This window comes from Glaciimonas sp. GNP009 (assembly GCF_054343755.1).
Map to the genome: position 1 here is coordinate 1538513 of NZ_JBTGUV010000004.1, position 22074 is coordinate 1560586.

At 48.9% G+C, this 22074-nt stretch carries 15 protein-coding genes, 2 tRNA genes and 3 rRNA genes; 8 read left to right on the forward strand and 12 right to left on the reverse strand.

Going from position 1 to position 22074, the window contains the following annotated elements:
- Positions 1–6 precede the first annotated feature (6 nt).
- From ruvA to ACXX82_RS07760, 7 genes are all read right to left on the reverse strand, one after another.
- A complete protein-coding gene (gene ruvA / locus ACXX82_RS07730) occupies positions 7–585 on the reverse strand; it encodes a Holliday junction branch migration protein RuvA (RefSeq protein WP_458562717.1) in 579 nt (192 codons plus the stop codon).
- Between the two features lie 838 nt (positions 586–1423).
- Positions 1424–1536 (reverse strand): 5S ribosomal RNA (rrf, locus tag ACXX82_RS07735).
- A gap of 178 nt (positions 1537–1714) precedes the next feature.
- Positions 1715–4597: ribosomal RNA gene (locus tag ACXX82_RS07740) — 23S ribosomal RNA — on the reverse strand.
- Positions 4598–4955: 358 nt separating this feature from the next.
- Positions 4956–5031: transfer RNA gene (locus tag ACXX82_RS07745), tRNA-Ala, on the reverse strand.
- 21 nt (positions 5032–5052) lie between these two features.
- Positions 5053–5129 (reverse strand) — tRNA-Ile (locus ACXX82_RS07750).
- 89 nt (positions 5130–5218) lie between these two features.
- Positions 5219–6751, reverse strand: a 16S ribosomal RNA gene (locus ACXX82_RS07755).
- The 16S, 23S and 5S rRNA genes sit together here with 2 tRNA genes alongside, the layout of an rRNA operon.
- Positions 6752–7283: 532 nt before the next feature.
- Positions 7284–8060 carry an enoyl-CoA hydratase gene (locus ACXX82_RS07760; protein WP_322233327.1) on the reverse strand — a complete coding sequence of 259 codons (777 nt, stop codon included), beginning with the start codon at positions 8058–8060 and terminating at the stop codon, positions 7284–7286.
- A gap of 243 nt (positions 8061–8303) precedes the next feature.
- Here ACXX82_RS07760 and ACXX82_RS07765 point away from each other — a divergent pair, with 243 nt between their 5' ends.
- Complete coding sequence (locus ACXX82_RS07765; RefSeq protein WP_322233329.1) at positions 8304–8741, forward strand: universal stress protein; 438 nt, start codon at positions 8304–8306, stop codon at positions 8739–8741.
- 138 nt (positions 8742–8879) lie between these two features.
- Here the strand turns inward: ACXX82_RS07765 and mltA are convergent, their stop codons facing one another.
- Positions 8880–10115, reverse strand: a complete 1236-nt coding sequence (gene mltA, locus ACXX82_RS07770) for a murein transglycosylase A (RefSeq protein ID WP_323506552.1) — start codon at positions 10113–10115, stop codon at positions 8880–8882.
- Positions 10116–10361: 246 nt separating this feature from the next.
- Positions 10362–10736 carry a Co2+/Mg2+ efflux facilitator ApaG/CorD gene (apaG, locus tag ACXX82_RS07775; protein ID WP_322233333.1) on the reverse strand — a complete coding sequence of 125 codons (375 nt, stop codon included), beginning with the start codon at positions 10734–10736 and terminating at the stop codon, positions 10362–10364.
- 205 nt (positions 10737–10941) lie between these two features.
- On the opposite strand from apaG, the gene rpe reads away from it, so the two are divergent.
- The 7 genes from rpe to ACXX82_RS07810 all read left to right on the forward strand — a co-directional run bounded on the left by rpe (position 10942) and on the right by ACXX82_RS07810 (position 19270).
- Positions 10942–11616, forward strand: a complete 675-nt coding sequence (rpe, locus tag ACXX82_RS07780; protein WP_322233335.1) for a ribulose-phosphate 3-epimerase — start codon at positions 10942–10944, stop codon at positions 11614–11616.
- Positions 11613–12329 (forward strand): phosphoglycolate phosphatase, encoded by a 717-nt coding sequence (locus tag ACXX82_RS07785; RefSeq protein WP_416186782.1) that lies wholly within the window; start codon positions 11613–11615, stop codon positions 12327–12329. Before rpe ends, ACXX82_RS07785 begins: the two co-directional genes overlap by 4 nt.
- A 238-nt stretch (positions 12330–12567) precedes the next feature.
- On the forward strand, positions 12568–14082 hold the full coding sequence (gene trpE, locus ACXX82_RS07790) for an anthranilate synthase component I (protein ID WP_322233337.1): 1515 nt from the start codon (positions 12568–12570) through the stop codon (positions 14080–14082).
- Positions 14082–14645: an anthranilate synthase component II gene (locus ACXX82_RS07795; RefSeq protein WP_458562718.1), complete on the forward strand. Its 564-nt coding sequence runs from the start codon at positions 14082–14084 to the stop codon at positions 14643–14645. Before trpE ends, ACXX82_RS07795 begins: the two co-directional genes overlap by 1 nt.
- Positions 14646–14839: 194 nt before the next feature.
- On the forward strand, positions 14840–15877 hold the full coding sequence (gene trpD / locus ACXX82_RS07800) for an anthranilate phosphoribosyltransferase (protein WP_322233341.1): 1038 nt from the start codon (positions 14840–14842) through the stop codon (positions 15875–15877).
- Between the two features lie 59 nt (positions 15878–15936).
- Positions 15937–16740, forward strand: coding sequence for an indole-3-glycerol phosphate synthase TrpC (gene trpC, locus ACXX82_RS07805; protein ID WP_322233342.1), 804 nt, complete (start codon positions 15937–15939; stop codon positions 16738–16740).
- A gap of 139 nt (positions 16741–16879) precedes the next feature.
- Positions 16880–19270: a GspE/PulE family protein gene (locus tag ACXX82_RS07810; protein ID WP_458562719.1), complete on the forward strand. Its 2391-nt coding sequence runs from the start codon at positions 16880–16882 to the stop codon at positions 19268–19270.
- 211 nt (positions 19271–19481) lie between these two features.
- On the opposite strand, the gene ACXX82_RS07815 is transcribed toward ACXX82_RS07810, so the two are convergent.
- From ACXX82_RS07815 to ACXX82_RS07825, 3 genes are all read right to left on the reverse strand, one after another.
- Complete coding sequence (locus ACXX82_RS07815; protein WP_458562720.1) at positions 19482–20510, reverse strand: aldo/keto reductase; 1029 nt, start codon at positions 20508–20510, stop codon at positions 19482–19484.
- On the reverse strand, positions 20497–20928 hold the full coding sequence (locus tag ACXX82_RS07820; RefSeq protein WP_322233346.1) for a MerR family transcriptional regulator: 432 nt from the start codon (positions 20926–20928) through the stop codon (positions 20497–20499). The genes ACXX82_RS07815 and ACXX82_RS07820 overlap by 14 nt, the downstream gene beginning before the upstream one ends.
- A gap of 317 nt (positions 20929–21245) precedes the next feature.
- Positions 21246–21977: an SDR family oxidoreductase gene (locus ACXX82_RS07825; RefSeq protein ID WP_458562721.1), complete on the reverse strand. Its 732-nt coding sequence runs from the start codon at positions 21975–21977 to the stop codon at positions 21246–21248.
- Positions 21978–22074 lie beyond the last annotated feature (97 nt).

Genomic DNA, 22074 nt, shown 5'->3' on the forward strand with positions numbered 1-22074 from the left:
ATAACATTACAATTTGGATAACGCCTTCAGTGCCAATTTAATACCGTCGGATACTGTAATGTCCTCTGGTATTTGCTTTAAAGCTAGCGATGCCTCTTTATCGGAATAACCTAACGCAACCAACGCATTCAAAATATCACCCGTCACAACGTTAACGGGGTGTCCTCCGACCGCGCCAATATCAGCACCTAGTTTTCCTTTTAACTCCAGCAATAAACGTTCTGCAGTTTTTTTGCCAATGCCAGGAACCTTGGTCAAGCGTCCCGCCTCTTGCAACGTGATCGCCTGTGCTAAGTCGTGAACTGACATTCCAGACAAAATTGAGAGCGCCATACGCGCACCTACTCCACTAATTTTGATTAGTTGTTTGAAAACGTTGCGCTCTTCCGCGGTGCCGAATCCAAACAGTACATGCGCATCTTCTCGTATGGCCAAATGTGTCAATAAGACGACCCTTTCTCCAATTACGGGAAGATTGTAAAAGGTGCTCATGGGTACTCCTACTTCATAGCCGACGCCATTGCAATCAACTATTAATTGCGGCGGATTTTTCTCAAGTAAAATCCCGGAGAGACGACCTATCATCTTAGTAGCACCTTAGTCTTAATTTATACGAAATCATACAGGACAACTGGTTAAAAACCCAGTAGTTGTCTGTTTGTTGTTTTGCTTAGTAGCGTATTTTGGATATAGATATTCTAGGCATTGCTATTTAACTGGATGACGTCATTGCTCATGCGGTTCACACGTTGGCGAAAATATGCTGTCTCTTAATGCTCTCGTAAATTTTTTTTACATAAACGATGCCTCCACAGGATCGTCGGGCGCTAAGTAACTTATAAGGCATTATTATCAGGGTAGATTATTGTGCGCAAAGTTGTCTTTCGGGATTTCCAAGAAAAATGCATGACAATTTCGCGATGTTAACTTACAAATCAAACCAGAATGACGAGACATTGATCGATTGGGTTTAAAGAATGATCGTAAAGTAAAGTTTGGTGAAGGCAGGCTTGATCAAAGGGCGGTGACAGATATCTTTCCAAACACGGCGGGAGGCAATTATTTTGGTGTAGTGGGATGTGACTTAATGGCTTATGGCCCAGTGATTACCGGTTGGTGGCTATAGTTTTTATAAAAAAATCGTTACCACTATAAATAGGACGAGATTGCTTACCTAAGTATCTCAAGATTGGGAGAGCGTGGCGAAATGTGAGGCTGTAGGGTTGAGTTTGACTGTTGGCACTGAGGGAATTTGTCTTGCAGACTACATCTTATCGGCGCGCGGGGTGATGATGCGTAGTTAATGTTGGTGTGTGTTGGGTGTTGGGTGTTGGGTGTTGGGTGTTGGGTGTTGTCATTGCATAAATCGTTTCTGCAAAGCAAAAACCCTCCCCGATTACTCGGAGAGGGTTTTCTAATAAGAGCCTGACGATGACCTACTTTCACACTGGTTGCAGCACTATCATCGGCGCAAAGTCGTTTCACGGTCCTGTTCGGGATGGGAAGGGGTGGTACCAACTCGCTATGGTCATCAGGCATAAACTGTAGTGTCGTGTGTTCCCAATGGGGCAACAAACAACGCAATCTAGAAGAAGTAAAGTTTTGTATTACTGCAGTGCAGTGACAAGGGTGTGTCACCGCACTGCTGGGTATGATTGCACTTTTCAGGCAAACACATATCTCATTAGCTTAATCTATAACCTGCTAAGGTTATAGGGACAAGCCTCACGGGCAATTAGTACTGGTTAGCTTAACGTATTACTACGCTTCCACACCCAGCCTATCAACGTCCTGGTCTCGAACGACCCTTTAGGGGAATCTAGTTCCCGGGAAATATCATCTCAAGGCAAGTTTCCCGCTTAGATGCTTTCAGCGGTTATCTCTTCCGAACTTAGCTACCCGGCAATGCCACTGGCGTGACAACCGGTACACCAGAGGTTCGTCCACTCCGGTCCTCTCGTACTAGGAGCAGCCCCCTTCAAATTTCCAACGCCCACGGCAGATAGGGACCAAACTGTCTCACGACGTTTTAAACCCAGCTCACGTACCACTTTAAATGGCGAACAGCCATACCCTTGGGACCGGCTACAGCCCCAGGATGTGATGAGCCGACATCGAGGTGCCAAACTCCCCCGTCGATATGAACTCTTGGGAGGAATCAGCCTGTTATCCCCAGAGTACCTTTTATCCGTTGAGCGATGGCCCTTCCATACAGAACCACCGGATCACTATGTCCTACTTTCGTACCTGCTCGACTTGTCAGTCTCGCAGTTAAGCACGCTTATGCCATTGCACTAACAGCACGATGTCCGACCGTACCTAGCGTACCTTCGAACTCCTCCGTTACACTTTGGGAGGAGACCGCCCCAGTCAAACTGCCTACCATGCACTGTCCCCGATCCGGATAACGGACCAAGGTTAGAATCTCAAACAAACCAGGGTGGTATTTCAAGGTTGGCTCCACGCAAACTAGCGTTCACGCTTCAAAGCCTCCCACCTATCCTACACAGATTGGTTCAAAATTCAATGCAAAGCTACAGTAAAGGTTCATGGGGTCTTTCCGTCTAGCCGCGGGTAGATTGCATCATCACAAACATTTCAACTTCGCTGAGTCTCGGGAGGAGACAGTGTGGCCATCGTTACTCCATTCGTGCAGGTCGGAACTTACCCGACAAGGAATTTCGCTACCTTAGGACCGTTATAGTTACGGCCGCCGTTTACTGGGACTTCAATCAAGAGCTTGCACCCCATCATTTAATCTTCCAGCACCGGGCAGGAGTCACACCATATACGTCCACTTTCGTGTTTGCATAGTGCTGTGTTTTTATTAAACAGTCGCAGCCACCTTTTTATTGCAGCCCTTTCACCCTTCTGGCGCGAGCCAGTCAAGCTACCGGGGCGTACCTTATCCCGAAGTTACGGTACAAATTTGCCGAGTTCCTTCTCCCGAGTTCTCTCAAGCGCCTTAGAATACTCATCTCGCCCACCTGTGTCGGTTTGCGGTACGGTCTCGTGTGACTGAAGCTTAGAGGCTTTTCTTGGAACCACTTCCGATTGCTTCATGAATAAATTCACTCGTCTCAACCCCTTGAATTACGCTGCCGGATTTGCCTAACAGCCTTCTCTGAGCCAAAAACCGACTATTCCAACAGTCGGACAACCTTCCGCGATCCGTCCCCCCATCGCATCACACGACGGTGCAGGAATATTAACCTGCTTCCCATCAGCTACGCATCTCTGCCTCGCCTTAGGGGCCGACTCACCCTGCTCCGATGAACGTTGAACAGGAAACCTTGGGCTTACGGCGTGGAGGCTTTTCACCCCCATTATCGCTACTCATGTCAGCATTCGCACTTCTGATACCTCCAGCATCCTTTACAAGACACCTTCGCAGGCTTACAGAACGCTCTCCTACCATATGACCTATAAATAGGTACATATCCGCAGCTTCGGTGACTGGCTTAGCCCCGTTACATCTTCCGCGCAGGACGACTCGATCAGTGAGCTATTACGCTTTCTTTAAAGGATGGCTGCTTCTAAGCCAACCTCCTGACTGTTTTAGCCTTCCCACTTCGTTTGCCACTTAGCCAATCTTTGGGACCTTAGCTGGCGGTCTGGGTTGTTTCCCTCTTGACGTCGGACGTTAGCACCCGGCGTCTGTCTCCCAAGCTCGCACTCATCGGTATTCGGAGTTTGCAATGGGTTGGTAATTCGCAATGAACCCCTAGCCATAACAGTGCTCTACCCCCGATGGTGATACTTGAGGCACTACCTAAATAGTTTTCGGAGAGAACCAGCTATTTCCAAGTTTGTTTAGCCTTTCACCCCTACCCACAGCTCATCCCCTAATTTTTCAACATTAGTGGGTTCGGACCTCCAGTGCGTGTTACCGCACCTTCATCCTGGCCATGAGTAGATCACTTGGTTTCGGGTCTACACCCAGCGACTGAACGCCCTATTCGGACTCGATTTCTCTACGCCTTCCCTATACGGTTAAGCTTGCCACTGAATGTAAGTCGCTGACCCATTATACAAAAGGTACGCAGTCACGGAACAAGTCCGCTCCTACTGTTTGTATGCACACGGTTTCAGGATCTATTTCACTCCCCTTCCGGGGTTCTTTTCGCCTTTCCCTCACGGTACTGGTTCACTATCGGTCGATTACGAGTATTTAGCCTTGGAGGATGGTCCCCCCATGTTCAGACAGGATTACACGTGTCCCGCCCTACTTGTCGCACACTTAGTTCCACACCACCGATTTCATGTAAGGGGCTATCACCCTCTATGGCCACTATTTCCAGAGTGTTCCATTATCGCTGATGCTAAATCGTGCAGGCTGTTCCCATTTCGCTCGCCACTACTCTGGGAATCTCGGTTGATTTCTTTTCCTGTAGCTACTTAGATGTTTCAGTTCGCCACGTTCGCCTTGCATACCTATGTATTCAGTATGCAATACCCATAAAGGGTGGGTTTCCCCATTCGGAAATCTGCGGATCAAAGCCTGTTTGCTGGCTCCCCGCAGCTTATCGCAAGCTACTACGTCCTTCATCGCCTGTAATCGCCAAGGCATCCACCATGTGCACTTATTCACTTGTCCCTATAACGTTAGCCTCTGATCGCGTTCACGACCAAAAACCGGTTATAGGATATTACTTATGAGTATTACTTTAGCGTTTGCCGTATCCAAAGTGTTATCGCATTTGCATACTTACGTATGCTCTTTTGAGAACTCTTTAATACTTTTTGATTTGATACAATCATACCCATCCACACTACTGTCGTAGCGCAGACGAATCTTTACTTCTTCTAAATTGTTAAAGAACAAACAGCCAATGATCTTAAAAAGATCAAACCTAAATCGCTTTATTTCACGCTACTACCCCGCGCAAATACTGACTTAGGTTTGATTTTTTACGCTTACTTTATGCACCAGGCGGTGTGCCCAGCAAAGTAAATGGTGGAGGCTAACGGGATCGAACCGATGACCCCCTGCTTGCAAAGCAGGTGCTCTCCCAGCTGAGCTAAGCCCCCCTTAAATCGTACCTCTATAACTGGTGGGTCTGGTTGGGCTCGAACCAACGACCCCCGCGTTATCAACACGGTGCTCTAACCAACTGAGCTACAGACCCGTCCTGATTAGCACGTTCCTAATATGACTGTTCTTCTTCTAACTAACACACCGATAAGTGTGGACGCTTAATGTCCGGGCAAACTCTAGAAAGGAGGTGATCCAGCCGCACCTTCCGATACGGCTACCTTGTTACGACTTCACCCCAGTCACGAATCCCACCGTGGTAAGCGCCCTCCTTGCGGTTAGGCTACCTACTTCTGGTGAAACCCGCTCCCATGGTGTGACGGGCGGTGTGTACAAGACCCGGGAACGTATTCACCGCGACATGCTGATCCGCGATTACTAGCGATTCCAACTTCATGTAGTCGAGTTGCAGACTACAATCCGGACTACGATACACTTTCTGGGATTAGCTCCCCCTCGCGGGTTGGCGGCCCTCTGTATGTACCATTGTATGACGTGTGAAGCCCTACCCATAAGGGCCATGAGGACTTGACGTCATCCCCACCTTCCTCCGGTTTGTCACCGGCAGTCTCATTAGAGTGCCCTTTCGTAGCAACTAATGACAAGGGTTGCGCTCGTTGCGGGACTTAACCCAACATCTCACGACACGAGCTGACGACAGCCATGCAGCACCTGTGTACTGGTTCTCTTTCAAGCACTCCCTGATCTCTCAAGGATTCCAGCCATGTCAAGGGTAGGTAAGGTTTTTCGCGTTGCATCGAATTAATCCACATCATCCACCGCTTGTGCGGGTCCCCGTCAATTCCTTTGAGTTTTAATCTTGCGACCGTACTCCCCAGGCGGTCTACTTCACGCGTTAGCTGCGTTACCAAGTCAATTAAGACCCGACAACTAGTAGACATCGTTTAGGGCGTGGACTACCAGGGTATCTAATCCTGTTTGCTCCCCACGCTTTCGTGCATGAGCGTCAGTGTTATCCCAGGGGGCTGCCTTCGCCATCGGTATTCCTCCACATCTCTACGCATTTCACTGCTACACGTGGAATTCTACCCCCCTCTGACACACTCTAGCCTTCCAGTCACAAATGCCATTCCCAGGTTAAGCCCGGGGATTTCACACCTGTCTTAAAAAACCGCCTGCGCACGCTTTACGCCCAGTAATTCCGATTAACGCTTGCACCCTACGTATTACCGCGGCTGCTGGCACGTAGTTAGCCGGTGCTTATTCTTCAGGTACCGTCATTAGCCCCAGGTATTAACCAAGACCGTTTCTTCCCTGACAAAAGAGCTTTACAACCCGAAGGCCTTCTTCACTCACGCGGCATTGCTGGATCAGGCTTGCGCCCATTGTCCAAAATTCCCCACTGCTGCCTCCCGTAGGAGTCTGGGCCGTGTCTCAGTCCCAGTGTGGCTGGTCGTCCTCTCAGACCAGCTACTGATCGAAGCCTTGGTGAGCCTTTACCTCACCAACTAGCTAATCAGATATCGGCCGCTCTGATAACGAGAGGTTCTTGCGAAGCCCCCTCTTTCCCCCGTAGGGCGTATGCGGTATTAGCTAATCTTTCGACTAGTTGTCCCCCATTACCAGGCACGTTCCGATATATTACTCACCCGTTCGCCACTCGTCAGCGGAGCAAGCTCCCTGTTACCGTTCGACTTGCATGTGTAAGGCATGCCGCCAGCGTTCAATCTGAGCCAGGATCAAACTCTTCAGTTTAATCTCTGTTTTGTGGCATTGCTGCCTAGCATCGCTGCTATCGCTCACTCAAAATACTGACAGGCTATCTCCCCAATTTGACTCAGGCAAATATCCTATTTTCTTCTTTTGTGAACATTTAATGTTTTAAGTTATACGCAAACCACCGAAGTAGTTCACGCTGCACTTTCATTAAACGCCCACACTTATCGGCTGTTAATTGTTAAAGAACTGTCTCTGTTTGGCGTCACACCCAACCTTACGCTCGGTGTTCGCAGCGCTGACAAAGCGTTTTGTTTGTCAGCAGCAGAGAGATGAGATTATGTGGCACTTCGAACTTTTCGTCAACTTCTTTTTAAATCATTTTAGAAACAATTTAAAACCAAATCAACTCACAACTACCGCTCAAAACACCCCACTTTACAACCTCGTTTCCGCCTCCAATTTCGCCCTTCGCACCGCTTGCGCCGTACTCAGTATTTCGCGTCGTTTTCAACAGAGGCCGAACTATAGCAACACATCTCAACACTGGCAAGCAATTTTATAAACAATTTTAAACATTTTTAAAAACAGGTGAACGCTTCTCTAAAAATGCCTGCATTCCCTCTTTTTGATCTTCTGTGGCGAAGGTGCTATGAAACAATCTACGCTCAAAGTGAATGCCTTCTGCCAAGGTGGTTTCATAAGCACGATTAACCGACTCTTTGACCATCATTACCGCTGGAAGCGACATATTGGCAATGACAGTTGCTGCTGCCAAGGTTTCGGCCATCAATTGATCCAGAGGCACGACCCGTGACACAAGTCCGGCGCGCTCAGCTTCAACCGCATCCATCATCCGAGCTGTCAGGCACATATCCATTGCCTTAGCTTTTGATATCGCGCGTGGCAAACGCTGCGTTCCACCAGCACCTGGAATCACACCCAATTTAATTTCGGGCTGACCGAACTTCGCATTGTCCGCTGCAATGATGAAATCACACATCATTGCCAACTCACATCCACCTCCTAGAGCAAAACCGGCTACTGCTGCAATAACAGGCTTACGAACACGGCGTATTTCCTCCCAGTTACGCGTGATGTAGTCACCTTTGTACGCATCCATGTAAGAGTAATTGGCCATTGCGCCGATATCGGCACCGGCTGCGAATGCTTTTTCACTTCCGGTAATAACGATGCATCCGATTGCGTCATCGCTATCGAACGCCAACAGCGCCCGCCCTAGCTCAGTCATCAGCTGCTCATTCAAAGCGTTCAAGGCTTTCGGGCGGTTTAGCCGAATCAGTCCGACTTTTCCTTGTGTCTCAACCAAAATTGCTTCGTATGGCATTGTGTCTCCGTGTCAGTAGGTGTTATGAAAGATTAATTGTAGCCTCTTAAAGATAACAGATACGATGATCTCGCAGGAAGCGCATTACATTTTTAACACTCATAATTAGGGCTTCGATTAGATGAGGAATTTATCAGACAGTAATGTGTCCAATTATTGCGTCTAACTATCGCCCTAAGAAGTATTATTGCAATGGCGACATCTTGAAAGTGTCACAATTTCTTCATTAACAAAGGGGACATAATGTTCAAAACCATATTGGTACCGACAGATGGCTCAGTGTTGTCGGATAAGGCAATTTCCGCAGCCATCGAATTTGCAAAATTTGGCAACGGCAAGGTAATTGGTTTGTCAGTGGCTGAACCTTATCCATTTTCGCCCATGGCAGAGAGCACTATGGCGGCTGATCCCGGAACTTATGAAGAGAATATGCTGGCTCTCGCACAATTACATGTTCAAAAAGTTGCCGATGCGGCTAAGGCGGCAGGAGTGGAATGTGAAATACTTACCGCTCAAGCATTCAATCCAGATGAAGAAATTATCAATGCGGCGGAAAAATACGGTTGTGACGTTATTTTTATGGCTTCACATGGTCGAAGCGGCTTAAGTCGCCTGTTTCTAGGCAGCAAAACTCAAAGGGTCCTGGCTCACTCTACAATCCCAGTACTGGTGTTACGCTAATATAAGGCGGCAGAGCGCACGGCTACATACACACAATTAGATGCTTATCTATTTAGGTAGGTGCATATATATAGTGAAAGCCTCAACGCCAGTTGGCGTTGAGTTTGCAAGAAAATCCACTAAAGACTCCGCTGCCAATCAACGTCCGGCTATAACAGACAACTTCGGCAGCAAAACCCACATTGCGCCTCGTTGCTTCATTTTTCCTGCCTTCTCTCCGGCATCATTACCAAAACCCCAGAAAAAATCTGCCCGCACAGCACCCTTAATCGCGCCACCAGTATCTTGCGCAACGACCAACTGCTGGAGCGGCTTAGTACTATTTGGCTGAGTCGTCGCCAAAAATACAGGAACGCCGAGAGGAATAAAATGAGGATCAACCGCAATCGAACGCTGAGCGGTCAAAGGGACACCTTGGGCGCCTTTCGGCCCTTGACTCGGATCCAACACTTTCTCCTCCTTAAAAAAGACATAACTCGGATTCGAATTCAATAACTCCTGCCGCCGCGAAGGATTTGCCACCAACCAGGCTTTAATTCCTTGCGCCGAAGCCTGCGCCAGCGTCAACTCACCTTTATCAATCAAATAACGACCGATCGATCTATAAGGATAGCCATTTTGATCGGCGTAAGCTACGCGCAAAATTTCCCCATTCGCCATCTGGACACGCCCTGAACCTTGCACTTGCAGGAAAAATGCATCGACAGGGTCATCTACCCACACAATTTCTTTCCCGCTAAGACTGCCTGTTTTGTCCAGTTCAGCGCGATTTGGATAGGGCACCACCTTATTGCCAACGATGCGACCACGTAAACGCAGTCCTTTTAGCTCAGGATAAACGCTAGCCAAATCTATTGTTAATAAATCATCTGGCGCATGATAAAGGGGCGTCTGGTAGACACCCCCGCGCTTGCGGGAACCGCGTAATAGCGGCTCGTAATATCCTGTAACCAAACCATTATCGGTACCATCGGCGTTAATTACTTGATACGGGGCAAAAAATGCCTCAAAAAATGTACGAACAACGCTTTCACTGGTCGCATCCAAATCACGTGCGATAGTACAAGGCTCCGTCCAGCCAACTCTTCTCACCATGGTTGAACACGACGTCAAGAACGCCGGTAGCGCCTGACGTACATCGTCATTAAGCCAACCCGGCAAGGCAGAAAAGGTACTTAACCTCAAGGTACCAGCAGGTACCTTCATATCTGGCAAGGGTCCGACGTAAGCTGACGGAGGGGGTTTAATTTCAGGCGATTTAGGTGTGATTGATGATGACAGTGGCGGAGAAGTAGAGCACGCTGCCAGACTGAGAGCAACAATTAGAGCTGAGATACGGGCTGAAACGGGTAGACTTATGCGCTTGAATGACATTGAGGATTCTTTATGTGGTTATTGATACTTGAGGCGAGCGTTGCCTTCTTCTTATTTGTGTTTATTGTATGGTGGACTATGTCGGGCCGAAAACCGGACCAGACACCATCACGTAAAGCGCCGCCACAGAAACAAAGTGGCGATCAACATACTAAGTAAGTAACGACTAGATAACATTTACAGGAAGTAACGCCACATTTTTCAATGACGCGTTATGCGATGCAACCTGGCCTTATACAACGTACATTAATGCAACGTCCGTGGCAGCGATAAAACGAATTCTGGAATTCGCGACTCGAATTGCTCGCCATCCTCTGCCACGCAGAAAAATTCGCCAAACATAGATCCTTGTGGTGTTGCCAACGATGTTCCGCTGGAATACTCAAAGCTTTCACCAGGTTGCAGCAAAGGTTGATGGCCTATCACGCCAAGCCCGCGGACTTCCTGTACTTCATTGTTAGCATTCGTAATCACCCAATGGCGAGAAATCAGTTGCGCAGCGACTTTACCAGTATTTTTAATGGTAATTGCATAGGCAAAAACATAGTGATTGCGATCCGGTTCGGATTGCTCTTCAAGATATTGGGTTTTGACAGTGACGGTAAATTCATAAGCGGACATGCAGTTTTCCTCTATTTAAACCATTAGTTCAGTGGAACCACTGAACAAGCCGACGGACAACTTCAGCGCGACGCTCTCGGATCCATGGATTCCCGCAGATCATTGCACACGAAATTATCAACTGATGCAAGTACAACTCCGCCCAGACAGCATGCGCGGAGTAAAATAGCGCATCTTTTACGCATCATCTCATTTAGTGACCGCCATGCCAAACAAACCAACCTACCGAATCGCCCCAAGTATTCTATCTGCCGACTTTGCCCGTCTCGGCGAAGAAGTGCGCAATGTTGTCAGCGCTGGCGCAGATATGATTCACTTTGACGTCATGGATAACCATTACGTTCCCAATCTCACCATTGGACCGCTGGTCTGCCAAGCAATTCGTCCTCATGTACAAGTACCGATTGACGTTCACCTTATGGTCAAGCCGGTGGATCGTATTATTCCGGATTTTGCCAAAGCTGGCGCAAACATCATCACATTTCATCCAGAAGCATCAGAACATATTGATCGATCCTTGCAATTGATTCGCGACCATGGCTGTAAAGCGGGCTTGGTGTTCAATCCAGCGACCTCTTTAGACTATCTTGAGCATGTCATGGACAAACTCGACATTATCCTGATTATGTCGGTCAACCCAGGCTTCGGCGGCCAGTCTTTCATTCTTGAAGCACTGCGCAAAATCGCCATAGTGCGTCGCTTGATCGACGATTCCGGCCGCAATATCATGCTAGAAGTCGACGGCGGTATCAAAATAGAAAATATCGCCCAAGCCGCCGCCGCCGGCGCAGACACTTTCGTCGCTGGTTCAGCCATCTTTGGAAAGCCTGATTACAAAACAGTGATTGATGCAATGCGTGGTGAATTGGCAAAAGTATGACTTTGCCTAGCGCCGAAGTGACGACTAGTATGCGCAGCGTCATGCTGACCGGCATTAAAGCGGTCATCATCGATTTGGACGGCACCATGCTCGATACGGCCCCGGACTTCCACGTCGCCATCAATCGCATGCGTGCTGATTTTGATCTGGCACCGCTGCCGCTGCAAACCATTAGCAACTTCGTCGGCAAAGGGTCGGAAAATCTGATCCGCCGCGTCTTAGGCGCAGATTATCCTCCAGCGCAGGTCGAAACGCATTTCGACGCAGCACTAGCCTCTTATCAACACCATTATCTGGCGATCAATGGCCATTACGCGACACTGTACCCAGATGTCATCGCAGGACTTCAATCCATGCGCGCATCGGGCTTGCGTCTGGCTTGTGTCACAAACAAGCCCATTGCATTTGCGCTACCGCTAATGGAAACCACCGGATTACGCGATTTTTTTGAACTGGTCTACGGCGGCGACTCGTTTTCCAGAAAAAAACCTGACCCGATGCCGTTTCTGGAGGTTTTTCGGCAATTCAAGTTGGCGCCAGCACAAGTCGTAGCTATTGGTGACTCCTCAAATGACGCAATAGCAGCCCGCGCAGCCGGATGCCGCGTATTGAGTGTTCCGTATGGCTACAATCATGGCGAGCCTATACAAGACGTCGATTCGGATGGTATAGTATCCACGCTGCTTTCCGCGGCGCACTACATTTCCAGCTAAGTTCAAACGTCTTAGCTAAAAAACTCTTAAACAAAATTCTCAAATGATGTTTCTCGAAAAAAAACGTATTGTCCCATTAGCCGCCGCTGAGGCCTGGCTCTGGCGACGCTGGCAATCCTGGGCTAAGTAACCCGCTGATCGCCGCTGTCCGACTTTTCGCCTTTTTATAAAGACGATCACCGACAACGTTTTTTGTAGTCGACCCCCGCTGTTTTACAATAGCGGTCTGGAGAGAAACATGACCGAACTCGAATTCAAATCGCTGGCCGCACAAGGCTATAATCGCATCCCACTGATCGCCGAAGCATTGGCAGATCTCGAAACCCCTTTGACGCTGTATCTAAAGCTTGCGCAGACCCAGCAAACTGGCAAAAATACCTTTTTGCTAGAGTCGGTCGTCGGTGGAGAGCGCTTTGGGCGCTACTCATTTATCGGCTTGCCAGCATCAACGCTGTTGCGCAGTTTTGGCACACGGATCGAAGTCGTCAAAAATGACAAGATCATCGAAAGCCTTGAAGGCAATCCGCTCGATTTCATCGGCGAATTCCAATCGCGCTACAAAGTAGCAATCCGCCCTGGTATGCCACGCTTTTGCGGCGGTCTGGCGGGTTACTTTGGCTATGACACCGTACGCCACATCGAAAAACGGCTGGCAAACACCACGCCCAGAGATGATTTGGGCTTGCCTGACATTCAATTGCTGCTCACGGAAGAACTCGCGGTAATCGACAATCTGTCAGGCAAACTATATCTAATCGTCTACACCGATCCAACCCAGCCGGAAGCGTTTTCCAAGGGCCGCCAACGCCTGAAAGAGTTACGCATGATGTTACGCCGTCCTGCGGACGCTCCTGTAACATCTGCCTCGGTACGGACAGAAACAATTCGCGAATTCAAAAAAGAGGATTACCTCAAAGCGGTGGCCAAAGCCAAAGACTACGTCATGGCCGGTGATTTGATGCAAGTACAAATTGGCCAACGCATCAAAAAACCGTACGTCGATTCACCGCTCATGCTGTATCGCGCATTGCGGTCATTAAATCCGTCTCCGTACATGTATTTCTACAATTTCGGTGATATGCAGATTGTCGGCTCATCACCCGAAATACTGGTCCGCAACGAGCAAACTGCTGCGCCGACGCCCACCTCTGACGGAAAACGTAAAGTCACCATCCGCCCACTGGCTGGTACGCGTCCACGCGGCTCGACACCGGAACGTGACGAACAACTGGCAATCGAATTGCTAGCCGATCCAAAAGAGATAGCAGAGCACGTCATGCTGATTGATCTGGCGCGCAACGATATTGGTCGCATTGCCGAAACCGGCAGCGTCAAAGTCACCGACCAGATGGTCATCGAAAAATATTCTCACGTGCAACATATTGTCTCAAACGTAGAAGGCGTGCTGAAATCCGGCCTATCCAATCTTGACGTCCTGAAGGCAACCTTCCCCGCTGGCACCCTTTCCGGTGCACCAAAAGTGCGGGCGATGGAAGTCATCGATGAACTAGAACTCACCAAGCGCGGCATTTATGGCGGCGCTTGCGGTTATTTGTCATTCGGTGGCGAAATGGATGTCGCTATTGCCATCCGCACCGGTGTCATTAAAGACGGCATGCTATATGTACAAGCCGCCGCCGGTATCGTCGCTGACTCGGTGCCAGAGACCGAATGGGAAGAAACCGAAAATAAAGCCCGCGCAGTATTGCGCGCAGCCGAACAAGTACAAGATGGCCTGGATGGAGAAATCTGATGCTACTGATGATCGATAACTATGACTCCTTCACCTATAACCTGGTCCAATACTTCGGTGAACTGGGTGAAGATGTCCGCACCTTCCGTAACGACGAAATTTCATTCGCTGAAATCGCGACACTGAATCCCGATCGTATCTGTTTATCGCCCGGTCCCTGTAGTCCAAAAGAGGCCGGCATTTGCGTTGAGCTATTGCAAAAGTTAGGCGGCACGCTGCCAATCCTCGGCGTCTGTCTGGGACATCAGGCAATTGGCGAGGCATTCGGCGGTGAAGTGATTCGTGCACAACAAGTTATGCATGGCAAAACGTCGCTCATTAATCATACCGGCGTTGGCGTGTTCAAGGATTTACCCAACCCGTTTAATGTCACGCGCTATCATTCGCTGGCGATCGAACGCGCATCCTTACCCGATTGCCTGGAAATCACAGCGTGGACCGATGACGGTGAAATTATGGGGGTGCGCCATAAGACGCTTGATATTGAAGGCGTCCAATTTCATCCGGAATCCATTTTGTCCGAACATGGTCACGCTCTGCTTAAAAATTTCTTACAGCGTTAATGTTGCCGGGCGCTTTTCGATCTGACATTCGATCCAGATGCCTGCGGAACGCTAACTCAACCATTCAGATATACCCTAATCCAGCAACACGTAGCGGCCATCCAGCCGTTGCGCGCTAACATTACCCATGTATTCAGGATACGATGGCATTGGTATTAAAGATGTCGTCCACGTAAAGCCTCAAGAGGAAGTTCATGCCGATTACTGACCAAGAAGCACTCTTGCGCTGCATTGAGCATCGCGAAATTTTCCACGATGAAATGTTGCATCTCTTTCGCAAAATCATGAGGGGTGAAATGTCGCCAGTCATGATCGCAGCATTGACCATGGGGTTACGCGTTAAAAAAGAAACAATCGGTGAAATTGCCGCTGCTGCACAAGTGATGCGGGAATTTGCAACCCCGGTTCCGACCACAAATACCAGCAATCTACTCGATATTGTCGGAACCGGCGGTGACGGTGCACAGACTTTTAATATTTCTACAGCAACCATGTTCGTCGCCGCAGCCGCTGGTGCACGCATTGCGAAACATGGCGGCCGGAGTGTTTCTTCTTCGTCCGGCAGCGCTGATGTACTCGAATCATTGGGTGCCAACATCAACCTGACACCGGAGCAAGTTTCGCGCTCGATAGACCAAACCGGCATCGGCTTCATGTTTGCGCCAAACCATCATGCGGCGATGAAATATGCGGCACCGGTGCGTAAAGAGCTAGGCGTGCGGACGATTTTCAATATTTTAGGCCCGCTCACTAATCCCGCTGGCGCACCGAATATCCTGATGGGCGTGTTCCATTCTGATCTGGTAGGAATCCAGGTGCGCGTGTTGCAGCGCCTTGGTGCGCAGCGTGCAATCGTTGTTTGGGGCCGCGACAATATGGATGAAGTGTCGCTCGGCGCAGCAACGCTGGTGGGTGAATTGATCGATGGCGAAATCCGCGAATACGAAATACATCCGGAGGATTTCGGGCTACAAATGATCGCTAGCCGCAATTTAAAGGTCGCCAATTCGCACGAGTCAAAAGAAAAAATATTCGAAGCGCTCGATGACGTACCGGGCCCTGCTCGGGATATCGTCGCCCTCAACGCTGGCACCGCTCTCTATGCTGCGGGCATTACCAATTCAATTGCCGATGGTTTGATTAAAGCACGCGCAGTCATGGCTTCAGGTGCTGCGCGCCGCAAACTGGAACAGTTTGTGCAAGCCACGCAATCGCTTGGTGCCAACACCTAGTTAAATACATTCCAATCCGCGAGAATACGCGCATTCAGAATACGAAATGGAAATCCGCTATGTCCGATATATTAAATAAAATTCTCGACGTCAAAGCAGACGAAATCACCGCTGCCAAAAAACAGCGTGACCTAGCCAGTCTGCGACGTGAGGTCGAAACCGATTCCGATGCCCGATTACAGTTGCGTGACTTCGAGGCCGCACTGAGAACCAAAGTCGATGCTGGTAATGCTGGCATCATCGCTGAAATCAAAAAAGCATCGCCATCAAAAGGTATCATTCGTGCTGATTTCCGCCCCGCTGATATAGCTATCAGCTACGCGACGCATGGCGCTGCGTGTTTATCCGTACTCACTGATGAGAAATTTTTTCAAGGGTCGCCGGAATACATGAAACAAGCGCGGTCGGCTTGCGCACTTCCGGTCTTGCGTAAAGATTTCATGATTGATCCGTATCAAATTTATCAGGCGCGTTATTGGGGTGCCGATGCTATTTTGCTGATCGTTGCGGCTCTTGATCATGGCTTAATGGCAGAAATGGAAGCCATCGCGCTAGAGCTTGGGATGAGCGTGCTGGTTGAAGTACATAACGCAGAAGAACTCACCGCTGCCCTCAAACTAAAAACAGCGCTATTAGGCATTAACAACCGCAATCTGCGTACCTTTGAAACGTCGCTGGAAAATACGCTGGTTTTGCTACCGCATATTTCTCCCGACAAGCTGGTCGTGACCGAATCCGGTATTCGAACAGCAGAAGACGTAAAGCAAATGCGCGACGCCAACGTACACTCTTTTTTGATAGGTGAAACATTTATGCGCGCGCCAGAACCTGGTCTGGAATTGGCAAATCTGTTTAAGAATTAACTAGAGAGTTTCATATAAGTTAGGAGTGGCAAAAAAGCGGATGTATTCTTCCGGCGGGTACGCATGACAATTTCAAGCACGACACCCTGAACGTCATCAGAACGTAACAGGGGGCTTTTGAACTTAAATGGAGAAACCAATGGAATTCGATTTGGAATGGCCCACACCCGCTCACTTCGAGGTAATAGCGACCACTCCGCCAGCAGAAAATAACCACATCGTGCCGTGCGTCGTGACCTTGCACGATGGGCGCCAAAAAGTCGGCGAGCTAATACGTTTTAATCTCGACGCAGCCCAATTGGAGTTTCACCCTGAACGTGCAGGTGAAAACATTCACATCGGATTTTCAGCCATAAAAAGTATCCGTCTGACCAATCCGGTTACGCTCCAAAGATTGTCCCTACCGTTAGCAGCGGGATTGCACGAGGCACCTTCCGCCTCCGTTAAGCAAAAATGCATTATTTCCTTCAATGATGGCGAGCGCCTGATTACTGAAACCGTCGCCTTCGTTCCGCACGAAACGGGGCTTTTCCTTTTTCTTTCCACAGTCGGCAATAACGTATTGCGCTGGTTCATTCCAGCTGGATCGATTGCTAACTATCAAATTGGCGAAAAGCTGGGAAAGATACTTGTAGACGAAAAAATTGTCTCTGCCGATGCGTTAGATGCCGGACTAAAAAGACAAAATGAACTCCGTGCATCCAAATTAGGCGATTACCTGCAACAGGAAAATCTAGTCACGGAGTTGCAAGTTGAAACAGCTTTACAAAGACAAAAGTCAATACCGCATCTAAGACTTGGGGAGGCGCTGATTCAAGAGCGCCTTATCACGGAAGATCAATTGGTACAGGCGCTCCAGCGTCAGGCCTCGGATCGGCGAATACATTTAGGCGATATTCTATGTGATATGGGTGTGGTCAACAAAGACACTATCAAGAGAGTCCTCGCACAAAAACTGGGCATCCCCTTTGTCACTTTGCTGAAGTTCCAGTTTGATCTGGAACTGATCAAAATAGTCCCCGGTGATCTCGTCCGCCGCTATAGAGTCATGCCGTTATACCGTGCGCAAACCCGGATGGTGGTTGCAATGGAAGACCCGCTTTCATCGGACGCTTTAAAAGCACTCACGGTCTACACGAAACATACTATTGATCCTGTCATGGCATCCGAGGCCGACCTCGCATCCGTGATTTCCAAGTTTTATGGCACGCAAGGTGAACGCCAGAATATTGCAGATTTTGTTTCCAAACTGGATGATAGCAGCGGCTCCGTCACCAACGAGCCCGCCGATGACGTGATCACCGAGTCCGATAACACCATGGTTCGCCTGGTGAATAAAATCATCATGGACGCCTATGAACAAGGGGCTTCTGACATCCATATTGAAACCATGAAGGGACATGAACCAACGCGCGTGAGATTTCGTAAAGATGGCGCAATGAAGGATTATTCCAACATTCCGGCAAACTTCCGAAATGCATTAATTTCCCGCCTCAAAATCATGAGCCGACTGGACATATCCGAGAAACGGCGCTCGCAAGATGGAAAAATGAACTTTGAGCAGTTCGGTCCAGCCAAAATCGAACTTCGGGTCGTCACTATGCCAACAACCGAAGGCCTCGAAGACATCGTCATGCGCATATTGGCAGCACCGCAGGCATTATCTTTGGATGCATTGGGTCTGTCACCGATGGTGTTAGAGGGCCTTCAGAAACTGGCACTCAAACCGCATGGTCTTTTATTCGTCTGCGGCCCGACCGGTTCCGGCAAGACCACTACTTTACATTCGCTGGTCAGTTATATCAATACGCCCGAGCGCAAAATTTGGACAGTCGAAGACCCCATTGAAATTACCCAAAAAGGCCTTCGGCAGGTGCAGGTTCAGGCGAAAATCGACTGGACTTTTGCCACCATATTACGCAGCTTCTTGCGTGCAGATCCAGACGTGATCATGGTCGGTGAAACGCGTGATCCCGAAACTGCCCGAACGGTGATTGAGGCTTCATTAACCGGCCATCTGGTATTTTCCACCATGCATACCAATAGCGCAGTCGAAAGCGCAGTGCGGCTTTTGGATCTCGGTCTGGATCCCTTCAATTTTGCCGATGCATTATTGGGCGTCGTCGGTCAACGACTTACGCGCAAATTATGTACCAATTGCTGCCAAAATTATGAAGCCACCGATGCGCAAATCGATATGCTTGCTTTCGAATATTGTCACGAAACAAAGCTCCAACCAGCCGATGTCATTGCTGACTGGCAGAGACGCTATAACAAAGATAACCATGCCTTCATATTACGCAAGGCAACTGGATGTGAAAAATGCGACAAAAGCGGCTACAAAGGTCGATTAGGCGTCCATGAATTGTTGCTTAATAGCGCTGCCATCAAAAGAAAAATTCATGCCAAAGCAAACGTCCCCGACATTTTAGAAACAGCAATCGGAGAAGGTATGCGAACTTTAAAACAAGATGGAATAGATAAAATATTCCAGGGCCTGACCGATTGGGAGCAAATTAGAATGCTCTAAAGGAGGCCATTTTCTGACGCTTAAAAGAATACAGCGATAGATGAAAACATCTATCGCTGAGCGCTGATTTTGTATCCGATATATCCTCAAGAAGCCATATTGCCGCACCAAAAAACTAATTGATGTCGGCTAAATTAGCCAATGAATTACGCTGAATTAGCCACATCAATCTGCCGATGTAGCCAATTTTTTTCAGCGCAATAACACGCTCTTATCCGTTCAGCAGTTTCATACTGCTCTCAACATATCGAGTGCCGCTCGCCACCCCTAATGGGAAGATCGCGTCGAGCTCTGCCAACTCGCTCTTACCCAATGTCACACCAACGGCATTCACATTTTCTTCCAGATAAGCGCGGCGTTTGGTACCAGGAATCGGAACAATATCATTCCCCTGCGCCAATACCCAAGCCAGTGCTAGTTGCCCGGGAGTGCAGCCGTTACGCACCGCGAGTTCTTTCACCTTATCAACCAGCAGCAGATTTTTTGCAAAATTGTCGCCTTGGAAACGTGGCGTGTTACGACGATAATCATCCTCGGCGAACTGCTCTGGCTTGGTGATCGCACCGGTCAAAAATCCGCGACCCAACGGGCTGTAAGGAACAAACCCAATGCCCAGTTTGCGGCAGGTGGCCAGTACACCTTGTTCCGGATCGCGCGTCCAAAGAGAATATTCACTTTGAAGTGCTGTGATTGGATGCGTTTTGTGCGCCCTCTCCAACGTTTCTGACGATGCTTCGGATAAACCGATATAGCGTATTTTCCCCGCTTTCACCAAATCAGCCAAGGTGCCGATCGTGTCTTCGATGGGCGTATTCGGATCGATGCGATGCTGATAGTAAAGATCAATGGTTTCCACCCCAAGCCGTTTAAGACTTCCCTCAACGGCACGACGAATATACTCAGGACTGCCATTGACTCCCCGTGCGTTGACGTCAGAGCTATCGCGGACGAAACCGAATTTGGTCGCGATAAAAACTTGATCGCGCTTGCCTTTAATCGCTTTAGCAATAAGCTCCTCATTCGTGTACGGACCGTACATATCGGCAGTATCGAAATAGTTAATACCCAATTCGAGGGCACGATGAATAGTCGCAATCGACTCCACATCATCCCGATTTGCATAAAAATCACTCATACCCATGCAACCTAAGCCGATAGTAGAAACTGTCGGGCCATTCACGCCGAGTGTGCGCGTGGTCATCCGCGTCATCGATGTGGTCGTAGTGTTAGTTGTGCTCATGTCCAAGTTCCCTCTCAAAAGTGTTAATCGCCGGGCGCGCATTCAAAGTCGTTTCAATGTCGGCATACATCGCAATTTTTTTGTACAAGACAGCCAAATTGCTTTGCAACTCTGCGAGCGTTGCTTCTAGCGATAATGTATGCTGCTCCAATAGCATCTTCCGTTCCGATACACTTGCCTGTTGGTTGCCCAATCTGCGCAATTCCGCATACCGTAACATTTTCCGAATGGGCAATCCTGTTGAACGTAACTTCAGCAAAAAACCAATCCAAACGATGTCTTCATCACGATAAAGTCGGTGTTGATTGTCCTGCCGTGGAATGGGATCAATCAAACCTATCCGCTCGTAATATCGCAGCGTATGCGCGGTCAGTCCGGTGGCTACCGCAGCTTGTTGAATCGTCAGGGAAGATGTCATGGCATTGAGTGTAGTAGTTAGAGTGCGCTCGAAGTCAAGCACGTTCAGACATCTTTCGCTGCAACAATACCGCGTGTCCGAAGTGGTGATGCCCTATATTGTCGAGAATATAACGGCAACTGGAGCGAATAGTGTAGCCCGAGGATCGCGACTTGGCGAGTGAGTCTGAAATCTAAACCAAACCTTTACGTCGATCAATCTCGGTATTCTGATATTGCCATCAATCAATATATTGACAGATAGCTGGGGATTGATTCTGAAGGCCCATAACCAACGCCCTGTCACGACGTTCGAGTCAATGGTTTCTTGCGTTGCAACTAAGGTGCGACTTGCAATACGGGGCGGATCAAAATCTCTTCAACCAACACATTTCCAGGTTGCGCAAATGCATATACCAACGCCTGAGCGATGTTTTCGGAGGTCAAAGCATTTAATTGCTCACGCCGTTGGTTCAACGCTGTGCTGACATTTTCGCCAAATTCGGTCCACACAGCACCGGGTTCAATCACCGTTACCCGAATACGCTCTGGACCCAGTTCCTTACGCAGTGCATCGTGAAAGCCTACCACAGCGTATTTGGTGGCGCTATACACCGACCAGTTTTCCACACCATACCGCCCGCCAACACTGGACACTGAGCAGATCATTGCGCCTTCGCGACCACGCAAATGAGGAATAGCCGCCTGCGTACAATTCAAAACACCGTACAGGTTTGCATCGATCATTTTTTTCCAGTCATCCGGTTGACTGGATTCAAACTTTGCATGAATACCCAAACCCGCATTATTAAAAAGCAGGTCAAGCCCACCGAACCGTTCGCCAACATATTTAAACAATGCTCCCACCTGAACGCTATCAGCAACGTCGGCTTCCACAATAGATGCAGCCTCACCGAGTTCGGCAGCGAGGGCCTCCAGACGCTGACGGCGTCGCGCGACCAGCACAACATGCACCCCTTCCTGAACTAAAAGGCGCGCAGTCGCCTCACCAATACCGCTTGAAGCACCCGTCACTACCGCGACCTTACCGGTAAGATCTTGCATTTTCATAAATTTCCTAACAATTAATAAAACTCAACCTGCTTCAACCTGCTCCAACTAATTTTACGCGAATTGCCAATTGGCATTTTTTTCGACGAGAAAATCC